Origin of the sequence: Ectothiorhodospira shaposhnikovii (assembly GCF_016584105.1) — a bacterium.
Taxonomy (GTDB): Bacteria; Pseudomonadota; Gammaproteobacteria; order Ectothiorhodospirales; family Ectothiorhodospiraceae; genus Ectothiorhodospira; species Ectothiorhodospira shaposhnikovii.
In genome coordinates this window covers 161,454-181,399 of sequence record NZ_NRSM01000001.1, presented here as the reverse complement: position 1 = coordinate 181,399, position 19,946 = coordinate 161,454, and the positions used below count along the sequence as shown (strand labels likewise).

The following is a 19,946-nucleotide window of genomic DNA, read 5'->3' as shown; positions in this document are numbered from 1 at the left end:
GCTGTACGGGGGATGCGTCATGTCCGCTCCAATTTGTAACGCACTTGTGGCATTAACGCTCGTCCTGGCCTTTTCCGTCGACATCAGACCGGTAGCGGCACAATCCGAACCACCATTGGACGCTGAGCATTCGGACCCGGTAAGGCTGGGGTGGATGACGGGTTTTCCACCGCCCCCTGAAAAACTGATCACACACCCCGAGTCCGATTACTTCAGTTTTCCCAAGCTGCGCTGGACGGTATGCCACATACGCGAGCTGCTGCCGACCAGGCAGGTCAGCCGCGGCATCGGTGCGCCGGTGCCACTGAAGTTCGCCCTTGATGACGGCATTGATGCCGTGCGTTTCACGCCACTGGATGGCGCTGAACCAATGACATGGGAAGCGTCGCTCTCGGCCAATTACACCGATGGCATACTCATCATTCACAAGGACCGGGTGGTTTATGAACGGTACTTTGGCTGTCTCGACAAAATGAGCCAGCACGCGGCGATGTCCATGACAAAGTCTCTGCCTATCAGGCCGTGGCCGAGTATCTGATGAAACAGTGATTCATCCGCCGAGCTCCCATCGACGCAGATACTCTCTCACCTGCCCCAGCAGCCAGTCGGTGACCTGGCCTTCCCGGTAATGCCGGGATTTGAGGGCCACATATTCATCCATCCGGACGGCGGCGACGTGTCTCAGGATCACCAACCGCCCCGTTTCCAGGTAGTCGGCGGCCAAAGGCCGGGGCAACCAGGTCCAGCCGATACCCTCCGCCGCCATGTCGCGCATAAGCTCGAAGTGGCTCACACCCACCTGCCTGGCGGACGCCGCCTCCGTTACCCGAAGCCCCTGGGGCGTGAAATGCGCCTGGCCGATGCATGGATAGTCCCTGAGATCCTGTTCCGAAACCTGCTGCAGCAGGGACAACGGATGTCCGGCAGCAACCACCATCATCACCTGCACCGGGCTGAGCACCACGCTCTCCGATGCTGACGGTCTGGAGGATGCCCGCTGCAGGCCGATTCCCAGGTCCACCTCGCCGCTGGCGATCATGGCATCCAGCTCCGCCATGGTGGACAACCCGAAACACAGATCCAGGTTGGGGAAACGCCTCGACAGACGGATGACGATCTCCCGCCAGAAGGCCTCGGGCAGTGCATCATCCCGGGCGATACGCAGCATCCGCTCCTCCCCCTGAAGATGACGCATGCAGCGCTGCTCCAGGGACTGGGCCAGGGAAACGATGCGCTGACAGTCGTCCAGCAGGTCTGCACCGATGGGAGTCGGCTTCACCTGATTGCCGCTGCGCTCGAACAGCGTCACCCCCAGGTGGTCTTCCAGTGCCGAAATCCCCATGCTCACCGCGCCCCGGCTCTTGCCCAGGGCACGGGCTGCGGCGGCAATGGAGCCGTGACGGCATACGAGAACGAATTCCTGGATCTGGGCAAGGGTCATGGACGGTCTGCCGACAAGGTGATGGGCACTTACAAGTCAGATTTTCTGACGCTCAGCGATTATGGCCGATCCTCCCGTCCGGATAGCATCTCCGGTCAGAAAAACCTTGGGAGATCGACCATGAGATTGGCATGGATGTTCCTGATGCTGGCCATCGTGACCGAGGTGTCCGGTGTCAGCACCATGAACTTTCTGAGTTCGGGAGTCGGCATCACCGGCTACCTGATCATGTATGTATGTATCATTTTTTCCTACATTTTCCTGGGCTTTGCAGTGAAAAAGATCCCTGTGGGAGTGGCCTTCGCGATGTGGGAGGGGCTGGGCATCACCCTCATCACGGCCCTGTCCCTGCTGGTGTTCGGCAGTACCCTGTCCACCCAGGAGCTGATCGGACTGGGCCTGGCCGTAGTGGGGATCATCATGATCAATGCCGGTGAAAAGCATCCTGAAGCGTCAGCCTGACTGACCAAAAACCCGACTGACCAAAACCAAGAGAGAGGCATCCTTCCATGTCGGCCACACACCTGCTGCCCTTCACCCTTGTGGCCCTCGCCGCGGCCCTGGATGTGGCGGCCAATCTGCTGCTGACCCTGTCCAACGGCTTTCGCAAAAAACTCTGGGGCGTACTGGCCATCCTGCTGGTGCTGGGGGCGTTCACGCTTCTGGCCCAGGCAATCCGTTACATGGACCTGGCCATCGCCTATGCCACCTGGGGAGCCCTGGGCATCCTGGGCACCGCCCTGGGAGGACTCTGGTGCTTCGGCCAGCGGCTCAATGCCGTCGGCTGGGCGGGCATCCTGCTGGTGGTGGTGGCCATCGTGGTCATCAAGACCGGCTGATTGCACGCCCTGGAAAGCATCATGGGCCCGGGGCCCCGGCCGTTATCAGAAACCCCGGGCACTGCCCGGGATCCGCCGGCCATACCGGCGTTTTCAGGGGATCAACCAGGATCATCCGGCCAGCTTGAGCCCCACCAGCCCGATAATGATCAGCAACATGCTCACCACCCTGGCCAGTGAAAGAGCCTCGGCATAAAGCAGTATCCCGGCGATAAATGTGCCAACCACACCGATGCCGACCCAAATGGCATACGCCGTGCCCACGGGAATGCTCCGCATGGCCTGAGCCAGCAGCCAGAAGCTGCCTGACATGGCAAGCAGTGTGAACACACTGGGCCAAAGCCGTGTGAATCCATCGCTGGCCTTGAGCCCGACGGCCCAGACCACTTCCAGAAGCCCCGCGATGACGAGGGCAAACCACGCCGTGTTCATGCTGTATCTCCACGAATAGGCGGGGCCGTCCCCAGACTGGAAAATCCGCACAGGTCGTCCTGCGCGGAGAATCAAATGCATGTTCGTTCCCTGAGTTGATGAAATCAAAAAAGAGAAACGAATCAAGCCGATGCATACCACGGACATGATTCACGCAAATTGAGGGCTGTCTGTCAATCGATTCACCACACGGGGCGAAACGGACCGGCAAATCCAGAGCCCGCCCCAGCCAGGAAGGATCCAGAGCACGCCCCATCCGATCAGGGCCTGCTTGCGACCCTTGCCACCGGTGTTTCGCAGACGTCGCCATTTTATGATCATGGATGGCACACGCAGCCCCCCTTCAGGTGACATCATGACGATCATGGACCCAGACGTGCGCAAGCTCCTGAAGACCCGACCCTGGGAAGGCATCTTATTGACTGCCGGGATCGGAGTACTGCTGCTGCACAGCCTGCTGAACCAGAGCATCCGTTTTGGAAACAGTCGCTACCGGCAACCGGTCACCATGTACTGGAGCGAGCAACCGCTGGATTTTGCGATCGTCATGGCCGTGCTTTTGGTGATCTTCATGGCATCGCTGATCTACACCATCGCCAGATTCCGCATGCGCGGCCGCTTGATGCGGGAAGACCAGGCTCACGATCAGCCCCCCAAATAGCCGAACCCTTTCAACGGAAGCATCGGTCGATGGGATGAGGCCCGAACAAACGGCTGATGGGTGCGCGGAATGTCCCTGCACACTGGCATCCCGAGGGCAATGGCTGCAGAATCCGCATCACTTCCAACAACTCCCGCCCTTGAACCCATGCCTGATATCGTTGTGATGTTTTTCCTGCTCGGACTGGTGGCCGGGCTGGTGAAATCAGACCTGACCATTCCCAAGGCTGCCTATGACACCCTCAGCCTGCTGCTGATGCTCACCATCGGCCTGAAGGGGGGTATGGCACTCCATGGCAATGTCAGTGTGTCGGTGATTCAGGATCTGCTGGCGGTGGCGGTGCTGGGGGCGTTGATTCCACTGATACTCATGCCGCTGCTGATGCGGGTGATCCGGCTGTCGGTGGCCGACAGTGCCAGCATGGCCGCCCATTACGGCTCGGTGAGCGCGGGAACCTTTGCGGTGGCCCTGGCCTTCGCGGAAGGCTTGCAACTGACCATCAGTCCCGAAGTAACCCTGTATCTGGTGATGATGGAGCTGCCGGCCATCGTGGTGGCCATCATCCTCTATCGCCGCTACTGTGGTGCCCAGGCGGCCGCCAGCATGCGGGGGCTATGGCATGAGACCCTGACCAACCGCGGGGTGATCCTGCTGGTGGGCGGGGTGATCATCGGGCTGCTCTACGGCCCCCAGGAAGGCGCTGCGGTGACGGATCTGCTCACCAATGCCTTCAAGGTCGTGCTGGCCCTGTTCCTGCTGGAGATGGGGCTGACGGCCGCCGAAACCCTGCGCCCCATCCCCTGGCAACACTGGCGTCTGCTGTGCTTTGCCGTGATCGCCCCGTTCCTGCTGGGCGCCATCGGACTGGCCACGGGCCTGCTGCTGGACCTGCCCGCCGGCTCCGTGTTGATACTCACCGCGCTGTCCGCCAGTGCCTCCTACATCGCCGCGCCGGCGGCCATTCGTGCGGCCATTCCCGATGCCAACATCGGCCTGGCCATGCTCGCCGCCCTGGGCCTCACCTTCCCGGTAAACGTGATCGTGGGGATTCCCCTGTACCACCGGGTCCTGCAGTGGCTGGGGGTGTGACGCGCCCCCGGAAGGGGCGTGTCAAGGCCTTCAGCCGGTCGTGACACCACCGTCGGAGTGCAGCGGCCTGACCCGGAGCTGGATCCCATCGCGGGCAAAGGCCATCACCCGGTCCCCGGCCTTCACGTCATCAGGCCCCTGGGCGGCATAGGTGGTATCCCCCACCCTCACCCGGCCCCGACCCGCCACGAAGTCCGTGGCGGCGATGTATTCCCGGTTGAGCAGGGCATCCATTTCCCGGTTCATCACCGGGGCATCACCCTGGGCCGCCCTGCCCCGCCGCTGCAACCAGAACCCCAGGCTGCAGGCACCGAGCATGGTCACGGAAAAACCCATGAGATGCCAGGCAAAGGCCAGATCCGGCAACAGGGCCACGAACACGGCGGAGATCAGGGCGCCCAGCCCGATCCAGAGCAGGAATACCCCGGGGATCAGGATCTCCAACCCCATCAGGATCATGCCCGCGATCAGCCAGAACCAGGGATTGGTCAGCAGCGTCTGCAACATCGCTCGCCCTGCCCCTATCTGCCGGATGAGCTGGAGGTCAGGGCCTTGTTGTCCGCCCCCATCTGCTGCACCAGCTCGGTGACGCCGGCCACGGCACCGGTGATCCCCGAGGCCTCCAGGGGCATCAGGACCAGCTTGGAATTATCGGCCTTGCCGATCTGCTGCAAAGCCTCCACATACTTGATGCCCAGGAAGTACTGCACCGCCTGGATGTTCCCGGAGGCGATGGCCTCGGACACCACGCGGGTCGCCTCGGCTTCGGCCTTGGCCTCGCGCTCGCGGGCCTCGGCCTCCAGGAAGGCCGCCTGCCGTTCCCCTTCGGCGCGCAGGATGGCGGCCTGCTTTTCCCCTTCCGCCTGCAGGATCTCCGCCTCCCGCTTGCCGGTGGCCTCCAGGACCTGGGCCCGGCGCTTGCGCTCGGCGGTCATCTGCATGTTCATCGCCTTCTGCAGTTCAGGCTCCATTTTCAGGTCGCGGATCTCGATGCGGACGATCTTGACGCCCCAGGGATTGGTGGCATCGTCGACGATGCCCATGAGGACATCGTTGATCTTGCTGCGATTGGACAGGGTGTCGTCCAGATCCATGGAACCGATCACGGAACGCAGGTTGGTGGTGGTGAGATTGACGATGGCCTCCTCCAGGTTGCGCACCTGGTAGGCGGCGGAGGCGGCATCATCGATGCGGAAGAAGACCACACCGTCGGCCACAACGGCGGCGTTGTCCTTGGTGATCACGGTCTGCGCCGGCACGTCCAGCACCTGTTCCATCACCGTCAGCTTGCGACCGATGCTGTCGATGAACGGCACGATGATGTTGAGGCCCGATTCCAGGGTGCGGGTGTAGCGCCCGAAGCGCTCCACGGTCCATTTTTCACCCTGCGGCACCGCCTTAACCGCCTTGGCAATGAAGATGATGGTGACCACCACGATGGTGGTGGCAAAGATTCCAAAGGCTTCCATGGTCGTCCCCCAGGTTATATGTGCCGGATAAGGATCAGTATCGCGGATCGACGATCAAAACACACCCATGCTCACTGAGAGGCCATCGGCTCGGCATGACCCTTCATCGTCCCCTCCGGCCCGGACAGGACCAGGGCACCGGTGTCGTCGATATCAAACCCGGTGACCGCGACCAGGATGCGGAAGAAGGCCTGCTCCTGATGCATCAGCGCCTCGGGGCAGGCCATCAGGGTGGAGGCGGGGTGCTGGAAGGTCAGATTCTCGCCGGTGAGCGTGAAGCCTCCGTGGTAACGGTTGCAGGAGGCAGTGCCGGCCACCCGGCCATCCTGCGCAAAGAACTGCAGGGTGATGCGGGATTGATCCACGATCCCCTGACCGTCCAGGTCCTCAATGACCCACTCCCGGTCCGTGAGCAGGGACAACGGCTCTCCTCCGCAGCCATTCAGGGCCTCATCGTTCCGTTGCAGGATCACGGTGTAGGGGTGGGGCATGCCGCTCATGCTGTCACGGCAGATATCGGGGATGACCGTGACCACCAGACGATGCCCGGCATCGGCGGCCCGGAAGCGGGTCCGGGGCCCGTCCTGTCCCGTGTGCAGCAGAGGCAGGGTCAGGGTCTGCGCACCGTAGCCGGTGACCAGGGTGATCTGATCTTCCTCGATATCCACGTGCCAGCCCGGCTCCTGACCATAAGCGCGGAAGGGCAGGGAAGGGGGCTGGATGATCCGGCAGGGCGGCAGCTCCCGCCCCGCCACACTGATCAGGGCCTCGCCACCCTTTTCATGAATCCAGGTGTCGGGGTCCTCCACGCCTTCAAGGCGAACCCCGGATGCCGCGGGCACCGGCACCAGATCGTGGGCGGTGCCCGACACGATGAGGCGTGGCGATGCGTCCAGCACGACCCGTTCGGGACCGCAGGTGAAATGGGTACCAAAGCGCTCCGCGGTGAACGGAATCAGACGCAGCGGCCCGGTATCCAGCGTATTCCCGGTCAGGGACAGCATCAGCGGCTCCGTCACTCGCAACCACTGCCCCTCCAGCTCCACGGCGCCCCGCAGTTCGTGGATGGCCGTCCCGCCCAGGGCGGCGGAAGGCAGCTCAAGACGGAAGGGAATGGGGACCTGTCGGCCCTCCAGGTCAAGGCGCTGTTCGATCAGGATCTGCTCGCCGGTTGCGTCAAAGGCACGCACCTCGATGACAGCCACGGCCTGGGGCGGCAGGGCAATGCGCTCCGGATAGGTCAGTTCACCTTGAATGGTAACGGCGCCGTTACCATCCGGGGCGACCGTCCGGGCATCACGACAGCCGGGCAGGCTCACGAGCACGGCCAGCAGCAAGATCACCAGGGACACGGGAAGACGCATGGCATGGACTCCTGAGCAGGTGCGATTGGCCCAGCGTAACCGTTACCCACCCAGGAGTACACAGCCTGAAAGCCATCAACCGGGCCTTGCCTGGCCGGCAGGTCAGGGGGATGTCCTGGACGCGGCATTCCCGCACGCTTTATATCGTCATTCCCGCGTGCGCGGGAGTGACGGCCGGGAGTCCGGAGTAGAGTGACAGGAAGATGCTTGCTCAGTACCTTCCTGCCCCTTCTTCACTCAGTCCTTCTTCGTTACGGGCCCTCGCCGGGTGGCGCCACGGCCCCTTGCCGCGGCGGATTTGGCCGCAGTGGTGCGCTTGACCTTGGCAGCGGCCACACCCACACCGGGCTTGGCGGCAGTCGCACGGGGCTTGCGGGGCGAGGCCACCTTTGCGGGGGCACTCACCACACCGACCGTCGCACCACTGGTGCTGCGTGAAGCCGATGCGCTGGGAGGCGTCTCATCCTTGCCCTTTGTTTCCGCCTTGGCCGGTTGTTGGGTCGAAGGGGCCTGCGTCGCTTCCGGGGCCTGGCTCTTGGGCGTGGATTTCACTTCAGGCATGGGCTCGGACTTGGCGGCCGGTTCAGGCTTGGCGGCCGGCTCGGGCTTGGGTGCGGGAGCGGGCTTGGCCTCGGGTTTGGCGGCAGAGGGAGCGGGGCTGGCCGGGACGGGTTCAGGCGTGGACGGCTTGGGCTTCTGTGCCGCCGCCCTCTGCGCTGCCCTGGCCTCGGCTTCCGCCTTCGCCCTGGCTTGCGCCTTGGCCCTGGCCTCCAACTTGGCCTTGGCTTCGGCTTCCGCCCTGGCCTTGGCTTCCGCCTTGGCCTTGGCCTTGGCTTTGACCTGGGCCTTGGTGGCGGCTATGGCCTCGTCGACCTGTGCCTTGACACGGTCGGCCTGGTACCCGGTCTCGGTGGGGATCACCGCATAAGGCAACTCCACGTGGCGGCAGACCGAGCCCAGAAACACATTGGAATCATGCAGCGCCGTCAGTCCCTTGCCGGCGGCTTCCATGCGCAGGGCGCAGGTCACGGCCTGATCGGACTTTCTGCACACCACGAAATCGAAGTATTCGTTGGCAATACGCTGGCGGGAGGCCTGCTTCAGGGGCTGGTCAGGATTCGGCTTCAGCTCCAGTACATTGGCGGCCATGACCTTGGGGAAGACGTAGTGATCGGCACCCAGGCCTTCTTCCAGGGCCTTGAACAGGGCCTTTTCTTCAGGCTTGAGCACGGACTCGGATTTGCCGTAGCAGTCCGGCCGTGGTGCGGGCAGGGAAACACGCGCGTTGTACTGCTGATAGAACAGCAACGCAGCAATCAGAAACAAGACAATCAGGGAAAACTCCACCATCGCTGATACCCCTCCATCAGATTGGACGACCTGTTCCGGGATGCGGACGGCGACGACTCAATGGTGCTGGTGATACCGCCTTCCCGTTACAACTGTTCGGCTGGCTGTCAATGCCTGATGGCCTGATTGTGGAGCGGTGTGCCGTCCTATTACAAGGGTATAAGTGGGGTTTTAGGTCATGAAAGCTTCAACATTTTCCCTGTTTTAGCACCACATGGCCCGACCCGGCAGGAAGACGGGCCGGATCGGGCCTGTATTCGGGTTACGGCGCCTCAGAGCGTGGGGTAGTCGATGTAGCCTTCGGGGCCGGGGGTGTAGAAGGTGTCCCGGTTCGCCTCGGCCAGGGGTGCGTTGCGGCGGAAACGCTCCACCAGATCCGGGTTGGCGATGAAGGGAGTGCCGTAAACCGCAGCATCCGCCTTGCCCGACCGGACCAGCGCCTCGCCCGCCTCCCGGGTCAGGCCGCCGCCGGCCAGGTAGGCATCACCCTTGAACCTGGGCCGCAACAGGCCGTGGTAGTCCACTTCGGTGCCGAACAGGGCCACGTGCAGATAGGCCAGGCGGTAGTAGCCCAGCTGTTCCACCAGGTAGCCGTAGGTTTCCTGGGGATTGTCGTCGCGGATGTCGTTGAAACCCATCTCCGGCGCCAGCTTGATGCCGATGTAATCACCGCTGCGCACGGAGGTCATGGCCTCCAGGATCTCCAGAATGAAGCGGGCACGGTTTTCCACGCTGCCTCCGTACTGGTCGGTACGCTGATTGGTGCCGGAGCAGAGGAACTGCTCGGGCAGGTAGCCGGAGGCGGCGTGCAGTTCGACACCATCGAAGCCGGCCTCGAAGGCCAGGGAGGTGGCAACGCGGAAGTCCTCGATGACATCCTGGATCTCGCTGACTTCCAGGGCGCGGGGGGTGACGTGGGGCTTCATGCCGTCCTGGGTGAAGGACTGACCCTCCGGGCGCACCGCAGAAGCGGACACGGGGGTGGCGCCACCGGGCAGGAAAGAAGGATCGGAGATGCGCCCCGCGTGCATGACCTGCAGCACCATGCTGCCGCCGGCGGCATGGACCGCGTCCGTCACCCGCGCCCAGGCATCCACGTGTTCTTCGGTGAACATGCCGGGGGTGCGCAGATAGCCCTTGCCCATGGGGCAGGGGTAGGCGCCCTCGCTGATGATCATGCCGGCGGAGGCCCGCTGGGCGTAGTAGGTCGCCGTCTGCTCGCCGGGTACCCCCTGATCGTCTGCCCGGGACCGGGTCATGGGCGCCATGACGATGCGGTTCTTCAGGTGCAGGGCACCGGCATAGAGGGTGGATAACAGGTCGATCTCTTTGTTGGGCATGGGACGTCTTCTCTCCTGGGTTCTGGATGCAATGACGGACTGTTTTGATGGGGTGGAGTGTACCAAGGGCGCGGGGAGAAGGGAGCGATCACCCCATCCCTGACTCCGGCGATAGGCAAAGCGCCCGCAGGCCTTCCAGCAACCGGTCCACATGGGCCGGGGTATGGGCCGCGCTCAGGGTCACCCGCAGACGGGCCGTGCCCGCCGGCACCGTGGGTGGGCGGATGGCGGGCACCAGCAGGCCCCGGGCCAGCAGGTCCTCGCTAAGGGCCATGGCGGCGGCCGCATCACCCACCTGCAGGGGCTGGATGGGGGTGTCGCTGTCCATCAGCGTCAACCCCAGCTCCTCCGCGCCGGCCCGGAATTGCCGCACCAGCATCCGCAGATGCTCGCGGCGCTCCGGCTCCGTGCGCACCACCTGCAGGGCAACCAACGTGGCCGCCGCCACGGCGGCAGGCATGGCGGTGGTGTAGATGTAGGTCCGGGCCGCCTGGATCAGGGTCTCGATCAGCTCTTCGCTACCGGCCACGAAGGCCCCGGCGGTGCCCAGGCCCTTGCCCAGGGTGCCCATGAGGATGGGAACCCTGGCCTGATCCAGGCCCTGCTGTTCCAGCGTGCCGGCCCCGGTGGCACCCAGCACGCCCAGGCCGTGGGCATCATCCACCATGAACCAGGCCCCGGCCCGGGTGCACAGATCGGCCAGGGCGGGCAGGGGGGCGACATCACCGTCCATGGAAAACACCCCGTCGGTGCTCACCAGGGTTTCCCGCTCCGGGTCCCGGTCCAGCAGACGGGCCAGATCATCCGGGTCGGCATGGCGATAGCGTTGCAACCGGGCCTCGCTGATGCGGGCGGCATCAAGGAGGGAGGCGTGGTTGAGACGGTCCTGCAACACCCGGTCGCCCCGACTGAGCAGGGCCTGGGCCACCCCCAGATTGGCCATGTAGCCGGTGGAGAAGAGCAGGGCACGATCACGGCCGGTGAAGGTGGCCAGCGCCTCCTCCAGCTGGTGATGGGCACGGGTATGACCATTGACCAGATGGGCGGACCCGGCTCCCACGCCGTACCGGTCGACACCGGCCTTGAAGGCGGCGATCACCGCCGGGTGGCTGGCCAGTCCCAGGTAGTCGTTGCTGCAGAAGGCCAGTACCGGCCGACCGTCGATGATCTGTTCCGGCTGCTGGGGGCCGTCCAGTAGCCGCCGTTGCCGGTAACGGTGTTCGATTCGACGCTGATGAAGCAGGGGAGCAAGGTCTTTCATCCGGATACTCCAGGTCACCGCAGGGTGACCAGCTCCTCCGCGCTGGTGGGATGCAGGGCCACGGTATCATCCAGGTCCTGCTTGGTGGCGCCCATGCGCACCGCCACCGCAAATCCCTGCAGCATCTCGTCGGCTCCCGGCCCGATGATGTGCACGCCCACCACCTTCTCTTGCGCCCCCACCGTCACCAGCTTCATGGCCGTGGGCACCTTGTGATCGGTCATGGCGTGATACATGGAGGTAAAGCGGGTAGCATACACCTTCACCGCACTGCCGTGGGTGGCGCGGGCCTCGTCCTCCGTCAGGCCCACGGTACCAATGGGAGGATGGCTGAACACCACAGAGGGGATGTTCTCATAGGACAGATGCCGATCCGGCAGGCCGCCGAACAGACGGTCCGCCAGACGCCGGCCGGCCGCGATGGCCACCGGTGTCAGGGCGGCACGACCGGTGACGTCGCCGATGGCATAAACCCCCACCACGTTGGTGTTCTGAAAGGCATCGGTGGGAATGAAGCCCTGTTCATCCTGACTCACCCCGGCCGCCGCCAGGTCCAGCCCGGCGGTGGCCGGGGTCCGGCCGATGGCCCAGATCACCTGATCGAACACCCCCCGGCATTCCCCCTGGTCACAGCGCAGCTCCACGCTGTCCGGGTGGGCGATGAGCCGGGATACCCGGGTGCGGGGGAACAGGTTCACGCCCGCCGCCAGCATCTGCTCCATCAGCGTATCCCGCAGCATGGCATCGAAGGTACGCAACAGGGTCTCGCCGCGCAGGTACATGGAGACTTCCGAACCCAGGGCCTGCAGCATCCCCGCCAGCTCGACGGCGATATAGCCGGCGCCCACCACGGCGACCCGCCGGGGCTGGGCCTGGAGGGCAAAGAAGCCGTCCGAGGTGATGCCCAGCTCCGCCCCGGGCAGATCCGGCACCGTGGGCCGCCCCCCCACCGCGATCACCACGTGATCCGCCGTCACCCGCCGCCCGTCCACTTCCAGGGTACGCTCGGCCACGAACCGGGCGGCGCCCTGGATCAGATCGACACCGGAATCCTCCAGATAGGTCCGATACCAGGTGTTGATATCGGCGATGCAGGCATCCCTTTTGGCCACCAGCCCGGTCCAGTCAAACCCCTCCCGGACCAGCCTGAAGCCGTAACCGGGGGCATCCTCCAGCCGATGGGCAGTCTCGGCGGCATACCACATCACCTTCTTCGGCACGCAACCCACGTTGACACAGGTGCCCCCCAGGGGCCCTTTCTCCACCACGGCACAGCGGGCACCGTGACGGGCCGCCCGCTCCACCACGGACAGGCCGCCACTGCCGGCACCGATGGCGATGAGGTCGTAATGATCTTGCATGCGTGCTCTCCTGCTCCGTTCTGCTTTGCTACACTTTAGCCCCTGGCAGATACCGGACCAAGCCCGCTTTGAAACCCGTGACCCCAGACACCGCCCCGCTGAATCTGCGTGACAGGCTCGTCCAGTACGTCCTGCTGACCCGGCTGCACCGCCCCATCGGCATCCTCCTGCTCCTCTGGCCGACCCTATGGGCGCTGTGGATCGCGGCCGAGGGCATGCCCGACCCGCTGGTCCTGTTCGTGTTCGTGGCCGGCGTGGCCCTGATGCGGTCCGCCGGCTGCGCCATCAATGACTTTGCCGACCGGGACATCGATGGTCATGTCACCCGGACCCGGGACCGGCCCCTGGCCAACCGGCGCATCAGTGCCCGGGAGGCGGTGGGCGTGACCGTGGCCCTCTCCCTGACGGCCTTCGCCCTGGTGCTGCTGATGAACCCCCTGACCATCGCCCTGTCGGTGGTAGCCCTGGTACTGGCGGTCAGCTATCCCTTCATGAAGCGATTCCACCACCTGCCCCAGGTCCATCTGGGCGCCGCCTTCGGCTGGGCCGTGCCCATGGCCTTCGCCGCCCAGACCGGGGCGTTTCCCCCACCGCTGGCCTGGCTTTTGTTCCTGGCCACCATCCTCTGGACCACGGCCTACGACACCATGTATGCCATGGTGGACCGACCGGATGACCTGAAGATCGGGGTCAAGTCCAGCGCCATCCTGTTCGGTGAGGCCGACCGTCTGATCATCGGCATCCTGCAGGGCCTGACCCTGGTGGCCCTGGCCCTGGTGGGCATGCAGGCCGGCCTGGGCGGGTTCTTCTACCTGGGACTCGGGATCGCGGCCCTGCTGGCCCTCTATCAGCAGTACCTGATCCATGACCGGAACCCCAAGGGCTGCTTCCAGGCCTTCTTGAACAACAACTGGTTCGGCCTGGCCGTCTTTGCGGGGATCATCGCCTCCTACCTCTTCAACGCCGGCTGATCAGGCCGCCCGCGCCAGCACCCACACATCCACCCGGCCAACGCCGTGGGCCTTGAGGGCAGAGGCGATCTCCCGCAGGGTGGAACCGGTGGTCATCACATCGTCCACCAGGGCCACGTGCCCGGCCTCGAAACCCGGCGCCACCCGGAAGGCACCCCGCAGATTGCCATGCCGCGCGGTGGCCGCCAGGCTCTGCTGGGGCGGCGTGGCCCGTATCCGCGCCACCGCCCCATGGGTGATGGGACACGCCAGGGTCCGTGCCAGGGGCCGGACCAGCTCCAGGGCCTGATTGAAACCCCGCTCCCGCAACCGGCGGGGGTGCAGGGGGACCGGGATCACGCAGTCGGGCGGATGCACCCGGGATGCCAGGGCATCGGCCATCAACCGCGCCAACAGACGCCCCTGGGGCAGGCGGGCGCGAAACTTGAAATCAGCGATCAGGTCGTCCACTGGCGGGGCATAGAGCAGGGCGGACCAGGCGGCATCAAAGGGGGGAGGCCGGCGCAGACAGTGCCCGCAGAAGGGAGCGGGATACTCCAGGGGAAGCCCGCAGCGGGTGCAGGCGTGATCGAACACCGGCAATTCCGCCCGACAGGCGGCACACAGGTCCAGCCCGGCATGGCCCGGGGCCGCGCACAGCAGGCAGGTGGACGGGTAGGCGGTTTCCAGCAGGGCGCCGCGCAGCCCCCCGAGCCAGGATGCAATCATGGTCACGATCCCTGTCACCTTGCGGATTGATACGGTATATTGACCGGACATCCTACCAGATCAGGGTATTCACGATACCCGCTGGATACAGCGCAAGAGCCCCTTCAGGCACGGACCCTTCCCATGCCCCACACCGCCGCCCCCCGCCTCGTCTCAGCCCGCGCCTGCGCCGGGTCGGCCAAGCTGTTCAACTACGGCAACATCATTGCCGTGACCGTTGCCGGGGTGCCCCTGTTTCTGGTTACCGGCGACGTGGGCATGGCCACCATCATCGCCGCCATCATGGGCATCGTCCCACTGGTACTGTGGTTCGGCGGCTCCATGCTGGTCTACGCCCTCAACCGTCATCATCCGGAACCCCGGGTGGGACACTACACCCAGCAGGCGGCCTATCGCTATTACGCCCTGATGGGCTCACTCATCGTCATCGGCACCTTCTTCCCGCCGGAGATACTCTATTACCGGCTCTACTGGCTGGTGGCCGCCGCGATACTCATCCCCTGGTCGATCCGGGACATCATCCGGATCAACCGCGAACAATGGCACGACGTTGCAATCCCCGAGGAACCTGACCATGGCTGATACACGCCACGACTGGGAGGTGGACGAGATCCTCGCCCTCCTGGAACGCCCTTTCAATGACCTCCTGTTCGAGGCCCACACCGTTCATCGTGCCCGCTTCAATCCCAACCAGATCCAGGTGAGCCGCCTGCTGTCCATCAAGACCGGCTCCTGTTCCGAGAACTGCGGCTACTGCTCCCAGAGCGCCCATCACGACACCGCGGTGGAAAAGGAGCAGCTGATGCCCGTGGCCGAGGTGCTGGCCGAGGCGCGCAAGGCCAGGGATGAAGGCGCCACGCGGTTCTGCATGGGCGCCGCCTGGCGCAATCTCAACGACCGCAACCTGGAACAGATCATCGAGATGGTCAAGGGCGTGCGGGCGCTGGAGCTGGAAACCTGCATGACCCTGGGCATGCTCACCGAGATGCAGGCCCGGCGCCTGAAGGAATCGGGCCTGGACTACTACAATCACAATCTGGACACCTCCCCGGAGTACTACGGCGAGGTGATCACCACCCGGACCTATCAGGACCGCCTGGACACCCTGGCCCATGTGCGCGAGGCCGGCATCAACGTCTGCTCCGGTGGCATCCTGGGCATGGGCGAATCCCGCCGCGACCGGGCCAGCCTGCTGCAGCAACTGGCCAACCTGCCCCGGCATCCGGAGTCGGTGCCCATCAACAACCTGGTGCAGGTGGAAGGCACGCCGCTGCATGGCGTGGAACCCCTCGACCCCTTCGAGTTCGTGCGTACCGTGGCCGTGGCCCGGATCATCATGCCCCATTCCCATGTGCGCCTGTCCGCGGGCCGCAGCGAGATGAGTGACGAGATGCAGGCCCTGTGCTTCTTTGCCGGCGCCAACTCCATCTTCCACGGCGACAAGCTGCTCACCACCCCCAATGCCTCTGAAAGCCACGACGAGGCCCTGTTCCGGCGCCTGGGGCTGACCTCTCGGGTGGTGGAGGAAAAGCACGCCCACAGCAGTGTCCACGCGGCCTGACGACCATGATCCGGGCCTTTGAAAATCATCGGCCCCGGATCGCCGCCGGTGCCTGGGTGGATGAGACGGCGGTGGTGATCGGGGACGTGACCCTGGGCGAGGACAGCTCCGTCTGGCCCCTGTGCGTGCTGCGGGGGGATGTGAACCGCATCCGCATCGGGGCCTGCACCAACATCCAGGACGGCAGCGTGCTGCATGTGACCCATGACGGTCCCTATACCCCCGGCGGCCGGGATCTGACGGTGGGTGAGGCGGTGACGGTGGGACACAAGGTGATCCTGCACGCCTGTACCATCCATGACCGGGTCATGGTGGGCATGGGGAGCATCGTCATGGACGGTGCGATAATCGAGTCGGACGTGCTGCTGGCGGCCGGCAGCGTGGTGCCCCCGGGAAAACTGCTGGAAAGCGGTCATCTGTGGCGGGGCAGCCCGGCCCGGCGGGTGCGACCGCTCACGGAGGAGGAAAAGGCCCACCTGCGCTATTCGGCGGAACATTACGTGCGGGTGAAGAACCGGCACGCCGGGGGCGGGTAGCCTCAGCGGCGCCTCTCATCCCCGGCCCTTCTCCCCCAGGGGAGAGAAGGGAGGGACGCGCTCGATGCAACCTCCCGGAAAGATCCGGAAGGCAAGCGCGGTTACATGGTCAGGGGGATCAGGGTCAGTTCCACGCGACGGTTCAGGGAACGCCCATGGGTGGTGCTGTTGTCCGCCACCGGGCGATGGGGACCGAAACCGATGGTATCCAGACGGACGCGGGAAATCCCCTGGCCTTCCAGGTAACGGGACACACTGTCGGCCCGACGCTGGGACAGATCCATGTTGTACTGCACGCTGCCGGTGCTGTCCGTGTGGCCAGCCACCTCGATGGCGGTCTGGTCATACTTTTTGGCCACCAGGGCCACGGAATTGAGCACTTCGTAGAAGTCCGGCTTCACTTCCGCGCGATTGACGTCGAAGGTGATGTTACCCGGCATGTTGAGGACCAGGTTGTCCCCCACCCGGGTGACGCTCACACCGCTGCCTTCCAGACGCTGACGCAGCTCCATTTCCTGGCGATCCATATAGTTGCCCACGGCAGCCCCGGCCAGGGCACCGATCCCCGCGCCGATCATGGCGCGCTTGGTCCGGTCGCGGCGGGTGGTGACGTTGCCGATGATCGCGCCCGCGGCGGCGCCGATCGCGGCTCCCTTGGTCGCGGAACTGACCTTCTGTTCCCCCGTGTAAGGGTCAAGGGTGGTACAGCCCGCCAGCACGAAAGCGGCCACCAAAGGCAGGGTCAGTAGGGTCTTGCGCATGTTGGACCTCATTGAATTTTCTTTTCCACAGGTGATGTTGAGTGAATATGTCTATCAGGCCTGAAAGGACCCGCTGATCAGTGGTCGGGCGCAACCAGGAAACCACCGTGCGGCCGGAACGATTGTCCGGGATTGAAGCATCCCGGACATGAACCACTCATGAACCGGGTCTCATGACCTCCATGACGGGATTCGTGTCGGGACGGCAACCACGCCACAGGGCAAAGGCCTCCGCCGCCTGCTCCACCAGCATCCCCAGACCGTCCCGGGTCCAGCCGGCTCCGCACGCCTGACCCCAGCGCACGAAGGCGGTGGGATGATCACCATACATCATGTCGTAGCACCCCCCCCCAGGAACCAGCAGGTCGTCGGGCAAATCGGGCACCTGATCGTTCAGACCCGCCGCCGTGCCGTTGATCACCAGATCGAAGTGACGTCCCGCCAGGCCATCCAGACCGCCGCCGGAGACCGGACCCAGGTCGGCAAAATCCCGCGCCAGGACCGCCGCCTTTTCCGCGGTGCGGTTGGCGATGTGCAGGCTCTCCGGGTGTTCCGCCAGCAGCGGGGCCAGCACGCCGCGAACGGCGCCACCGGCCCCCAGCAACAGGATACGGGTACCGGCCAGGGTCGCGCCGGGGACGGCCTTCAGGGCATTCACCAGGCCCACGCCGTCGGTGTTGTCGCCGAACAGCCCATCCGGCTCCACCTTCAGCGTGTTGACGGCCCCGGCCCGGCGGGCCCGCTCGCTGAGCCGGTCCGCCAGATCGAAGGCCTCGTGCTTGAACGGCACGGTGATGCTGAAGCCACGGTAGCCCTGGGCCACCAGACGACGCAGGGTGCCGGCAAAATCATCCGGCGGCGCCAGGATGGCCTCGTAGGCAAGATCCTGGCCCGTCTGCCGGGCGAACAGGCTGTGGATCCGGGGCGACTTGCTATGCCCGATGGGGTTGCCGATGACGGCGTAACGGTCCATGCCGACGCTCCCTGGGATGATCAGTCCATCCACTCCACTGCCTGACGGGCATAGTAGGTGAGAATGCCGTCGGCACCGGCCCGCTTCATGCAGATCAGGGCCTCCAGCACGCAGGCCTTCTCGTTGATCCAGCCGTTCTGTCCCGCTGCCTTGAGCATGGCGTACTCGCCGCTCACGTGATAGGCAAAGGTGGGCACACCGAAGGTTTCCTTCACCCGGCGCACGATGTCCAGATAGGGCATGCCGGGCTTGATCATCACCATGTCGGCCCCTTCTTCCAGGTCCATGGCCACTTCATGCAGGGCCTCGTCGGAGTTGTGGGGGTCCATCTGGTAGGTGTACTTGTTGCCGGCACCCAGGTTGGTGGCGGAGCCCACGGCGTCGCGGAAGGGACCGTAGAAGCTGGAGGCGTACTTGGCGGAATAGGCCAGGATGCGGGTATGAATGTGACCGCCTTCCTCCAGCACTTCGCGGATGGCACCGATGCGGCCGTCCATCATGTCGGAAGGGGCCACCACGTCGGCGCCGGCCTCGGCATGGGACAGGGCCTGCTGGGTCAGCACGTCCACGGTTTCGTCATTGAGCACGTAACCGGTCTCATCGATGAGTCCGTCCTGGCCGTGGGTGGTGAAGGGGTCCAGGGCCACGTCGGTGATCACACCCATTTCCGGCACGGCGTCCTTGATGGCGCGCACGGCATTCTGGGCCAGACCATTGGGATTGTAGGCCTCGGCGGCGTCCTCGCTCTTCTTCTCCATGGGGACCACGGGGAACAGGGCCATGGCGGGAATGCCCATGCGGGCACAGACACGGGCCTCCTCCACCAGCAGGTCGATGGACAGGCGCTCCACCCCAGGCATGGAGGGTACTGCCTCCCGCTCGCCCTTGCCTTCGAGCACGAAGACCGGATAGATGAAGTCATCCGGGGTCAGCTGGTTCTCGCGCATGAGGCGGCGGGAGAACTCGTCGCGCCGCATGCGACGGGGACGAACCAGGGGATAGTAACCTTTGAACTGGGACATTGAGATCGCTCCACGCTGTGATCGGAGGCTGGATGAATTAACCGCACACAGGATAGCGGATTCATCCCCGCCGGGCACGGCCCGCGGGCACCGGCCGGGCCCGTAGTGCGGGCAAGACAAAGTGGCTATGCTATGGGTCATGAAAAACACATCTCTTGATACCGTCGTCATCGATACCGGCGCCTCGCCCCGGTCCTGCGTCATCTGGTTGCATGGCCTGGGGGCCGACGGCCATGACTTCGAGCCCATCGTGCCGGAACTGGCCCTGCCGCCAGATACGCCGGTGCGCTTCCTGTTCCCCCATGCCCCGGTGCGGCGGGTGACCATCAACAATCACATGCCCATGCGGGCCTGGTATGACTTTCTCAGCCTGGATCCGGGCCGGGGCGAGGATCATGCCCAGGTGGCCGAGGCGGTCTCCCTGATCCAGGCCATGGTGGAGTCGGCCCGCAAGGACCACGACCGGGTGCTGCTGGGTGGCTTTTCCCAGGGCGGCGCCGTGGCCCTGCTGGCGGGACTGTCGGAAGGCCCGGCGGTGGACGGCATCTTTGCCCTGTCCACCTACATGCCCGATGCGGATCAGGCCGGGGTGGGTCTGTCCCGGCGCGCCCGGGGGATGCCCGTGTTCATGGGCCATGGCAGCCTTGACCCGGTGATCCCGGTGGATTTCGGTCGCCATACCTCCAAACTGCTCGGCAGCCTCGGAGCCGTGGTGCAATGGCATGAATACCCCATGCCCCACAGTGTCTGCGCCGACGAGATCCGGGATCTGAGCGGCTGGTTCGGTACACTGCTGGCATAGCAGCG

23 protein-coding genes are annotated in these 19,946 nt (G+C 64.7%); 10 read left to right on the top strand and 13 right to left on the bottom strand.

All coding sequences use genetic code 11. The annotated features are described in order from the left end of the window. The first annotated feature begins 19 nt into the window (after positions 1-19). Positions 20-538 (top strand): hypothetical protein, encoded by a 519-nt coding sequence (locus CKO35_RS00835; protein ID WP_200171587.1) that lies wholly within the window; start codon positions 20-22, stop codon positions 536-538. 12 nt (positions 539-550) lie between these two features. Here the strand turns inward: CKO35_RS00835 and CKO35_RS00830 are convergent, their stop codons facing one another. Then, a complete protein-coding gene (locus tag CKO35_RS00830) occupies positions 551-1,441 on the bottom strand; it encodes a LysR family transcriptional regulator (RefSeq protein WP_200171585.1) in 891 nt (296 codons plus the stop codon). Between the two features lie 120 nt (positions 1,442-1,561). Here CKO35_RS00830 and CKO35_RS00825 point away from each other — a divergent pair, with 120 nt between their 5' ends. Together CKO35_RS00825 and CKO35_RS00820 are read left to right on the top strand one after the other, a co-directional pair. Beyond that, complete coding sequence (locus CKO35_RS00825) at positions 1,562-1,903, top strand: SMR family transporter (RefSeq protein WP_040405425.1); 342 nt, start codon at positions 1,562-1,564, stop codon at positions 1,901-1,903. Between the two features lie 47 nt (positions 1,904-1,950). Beyond that, positions 1,951-2,280, top strand: a complete 330-nt coding sequence (locus tag CKO35_RS00820; protein ID WP_200171583.1) for an SMR family transporter — start codon at positions 1,951-1,953, stop codon at positions 2,278-2,280. 111 nt (positions 2,281-2,391) lie between these two features. Here the strand turns inward: CKO35_RS00820 and sugE are convergent, their stop codons facing one another. After that, positions 2,392-2,712, bottom strand: a complete 321-nt coding sequence (gene sugE / locus CKO35_RS00815) for a quaternary ammonium compound efflux SMR transporter SugE (RefSeq protein WP_200171581.1) — start codon at positions 2,710-2,712, stop codon at positions 2,392-2,394. Positions 2,713-3,067: 355 nt separating this feature from the next. Here sugE and CKO35_RS00810 point away from each other — a divergent pair, with 355 nt between their 5' ends. Both CKO35_RS00810 and CKO35_RS00805 read left to right on the top strand, forming a co-directional pair. Further along, positions 3,068-3,373: a hypothetical protein gene (locus CKO35_RS00810; RefSeq protein ID WP_200171579.1), complete on the top strand. Its 306-nt coding sequence runs from the start codon at positions 3,068-3,070 to the stop codon at positions 3,371-3,373. Positions 3,374-3,520: 147 nt separating this feature from the next. Continuing rightward, a complete protein-coding gene (locus tag CKO35_RS00805) occupies positions 3,521-4,462 on the top strand; it encodes a sodium-dependent bicarbonate transport family permease (RefSeq protein WP_200171577.1) in 942 nt (313 codons plus the stop codon). 30 nt (positions 4,463-4,492) lie between these two features. Here the strand turns inward: CKO35_RS00805 and CKO35_RS00800 are convergent, their stop codons facing one another. From CKO35_RS00800 to gorA, 7 genes are all read right to left on the bottom strand, one after another. Then, positions 4,493-4,969 carry an NfeD family protein gene (locus tag CKO35_RS00800; RefSeq protein ID WP_200171576.1) on the bottom strand — a complete coding sequence of 159 codons (477 nt, stop codon included), beginning with the start codon at positions 4,967-4,969 and terminating at the stop codon, positions 4,493-4,495. Positions 4,970-4,983: 14 nt separating this feature from the next. Beyond that, positions 4,984-5,931, bottom strand: a complete 948-nt coding sequence (locus CKO35_RS00795; protein WP_200171573.1) for an SPFH domain-containing protein — start codon at positions 5,929-5,931, stop codon at positions 4,984-4,986. 71 nt (positions 5,932-6,002) lie between these two features. Next, positions 6,003-7,295 (bottom strand): META domain-containing protein, encoded by a 1,293-nt coding sequence (locus tag CKO35_RS00790; protein WP_200171571.1) that lies wholly within the window; start codon positions 7,293-7,295, stop codon positions 6,003-6,005. A 237-nt stretch (positions 7,296-7,532) separates the two neighbouring features. Beyond that, positions 7,533-8,645: a DUF2726 domain-containing protein gene (locus CKO35_RS00785; protein WP_200171569.1), complete on the bottom strand. Its 1,113-nt coding sequence runs from the start codon at positions 8,643-8,645 to the stop codon at positions 7,533-7,535. A 272-nt stretch (positions 8,646-8,917) separates the two neighbouring features. Beyond that, positions 8,918-9,985, bottom strand: a complete 1,068-nt coding sequence (locus CKO35_RS00780) for an alkene reductase (protein ID WP_200171568.1) — start codon at positions 9,983-9,985, stop codon at positions 8,918-8,920. A gap of 88 nt (positions 9,986-10,073) precedes the next feature. After that, positions 10,074-11,246, bottom strand: a complete 1,173-nt coding sequence (bioF, locus tag CKO35_RS00775; protein WP_200171566.1) for an 8-amino-7-oxononanoate synthase — start codon at positions 11,244-11,246, stop codon at positions 10,074-10,076. Positions 11,247-11,260: 14 nt separating this feature from the next. Then, positions 11,261-12,607, bottom strand: a complete 1,347-nt coding sequence (gene gorA, locus CKO35_RS00770; protein ID WP_200171564.1) for a glutathione-disulfide reductase — start codon at positions 12,605-12,607, stop codon at positions 11,261-11,263. Positions 12,608-12,705: 98 nt separating this feature from the next. Between gorA and ubiA the strand changes: the two genes are divergently transcribed. After that, positions 12,706-13,578 (top strand): 4-hydroxybenzoate octaprenyltransferase, encoded by an 873-nt coding sequence (ubiA, locus tag CKO35_RS00765; protein WP_200171773.1) that lies wholly within the window; start codon positions 12,706-12,708, stop codon positions 13,576-13,578. Here ubiA and CKO35_RS00760 read toward each other — a convergent pair whose 3' ends face one another. Next, positions 13,579-14,286, bottom strand: coding sequence for a ComF family protein (locus CKO35_RS00760; RefSeq protein WP_200171771.1), 708 nt, complete (start codon positions 14,284-14,286; stop codon positions 13,579-13,581). Positions 14,287-14,409: 123 nt separating this feature from the next. On the opposite strand from CKO35_RS00760, the gene CKO35_RS00755 reads away from it, so the two are divergent. The 3 genes from CKO35_RS00755 to CKO35_RS00745 are packed head-to-tail and all read left to right on the top strand — an operon-like array spanning position 14,410 to position 16,383. Next, positions 14,410-14,868 (top strand): hypothetical protein, encoded by a 459-nt coding sequence (locus CKO35_RS00755; RefSeq protein WP_200171562.1) that lies wholly within the window; start codon positions 14,410-14,412, stop codon positions 14,866-14,868. Continuing rightward, the gene (bioB, locus tag CKO35_RS00750) at positions 14,861-15,847 is read left to right on the top strand and encodes a biotin synthase BioB (protein ID WP_200171560.1); all 987 of its coding nucleotides are present in this window, start codon (positions 14,861-14,863) and stop codon (positions 15,845-15,847) included. Before CKO35_RS00755 ends, bioB begins: the two co-directional genes overlap by 8 nt. A 5-nt stretch (positions 15,848-15,852) precedes the next feature. Next, the gene (locus CKO35_RS00745) at positions 15,853-16,383 is read left to right on the top strand and encodes a gamma carbonic anhydrase family protein (protein ID WP_200171558.1); all 531 of its coding nucleotides are present in this window, start codon (positions 15,853-15,855) and stop codon (positions 16,381-16,383) included. Positions 16,384-16,484: 101 nt separating this feature from the next. Here the strand turns inward: CKO35_RS00745 and CKO35_RS00740 are convergent, their stop codons facing one another. From CKO35_RS00740 to hemB, 3 genes are all read right to left on the bottom strand, one after another. Further along, positions 16,485-17,144, bottom strand: coding sequence for a YiaD family glycine zipper/OmpA-like lipoprotein (locus CKO35_RS00740; protein ID WP_200171556.1), 660 nt, complete (start codon positions 17,142-17,144; stop codon positions 16,485-16,487). A gap of 157 nt (positions 17,145-17,301) precedes the next feature. Beyond that, complete coding sequence (gene aroE, locus CKO35_RS00735; RefSeq protein ID WP_200171554.1) at positions 17,302-18,117, bottom strand: shikimate dehydrogenase; 816 nt, start codon at positions 18,115-18,117, stop codon at positions 17,302-17,304. Between the two features lie 20 nt (positions 18,118-18,137). After that, on the bottom strand, positions 18,138-19,139 hold the full coding sequence (gene hemB, locus CKO35_RS00730) for a porphobilinogen synthase (RefSeq protein ID WP_200171552.1): 1,002 nt from the start codon (positions 19,137-19,139) through the stop codon (positions 18,138-18,140). A gap of 139 nt (positions 19,140-19,278) precedes the next feature. Between hemB and CKO35_RS00725 the strand changes: the two genes are divergently transcribed. Beyond that, positions 19,279-19,941: an alpha/beta hydrolase gene (locus tag CKO35_RS00725; protein ID WP_242466938.1), complete on the top strand. Its 663-nt coding sequence runs from the start codon at positions 19,279-19,281 to the stop codon at positions 19,939-19,941. Positions 19,942-19,946: the final 5 nt, after the last annotated feature.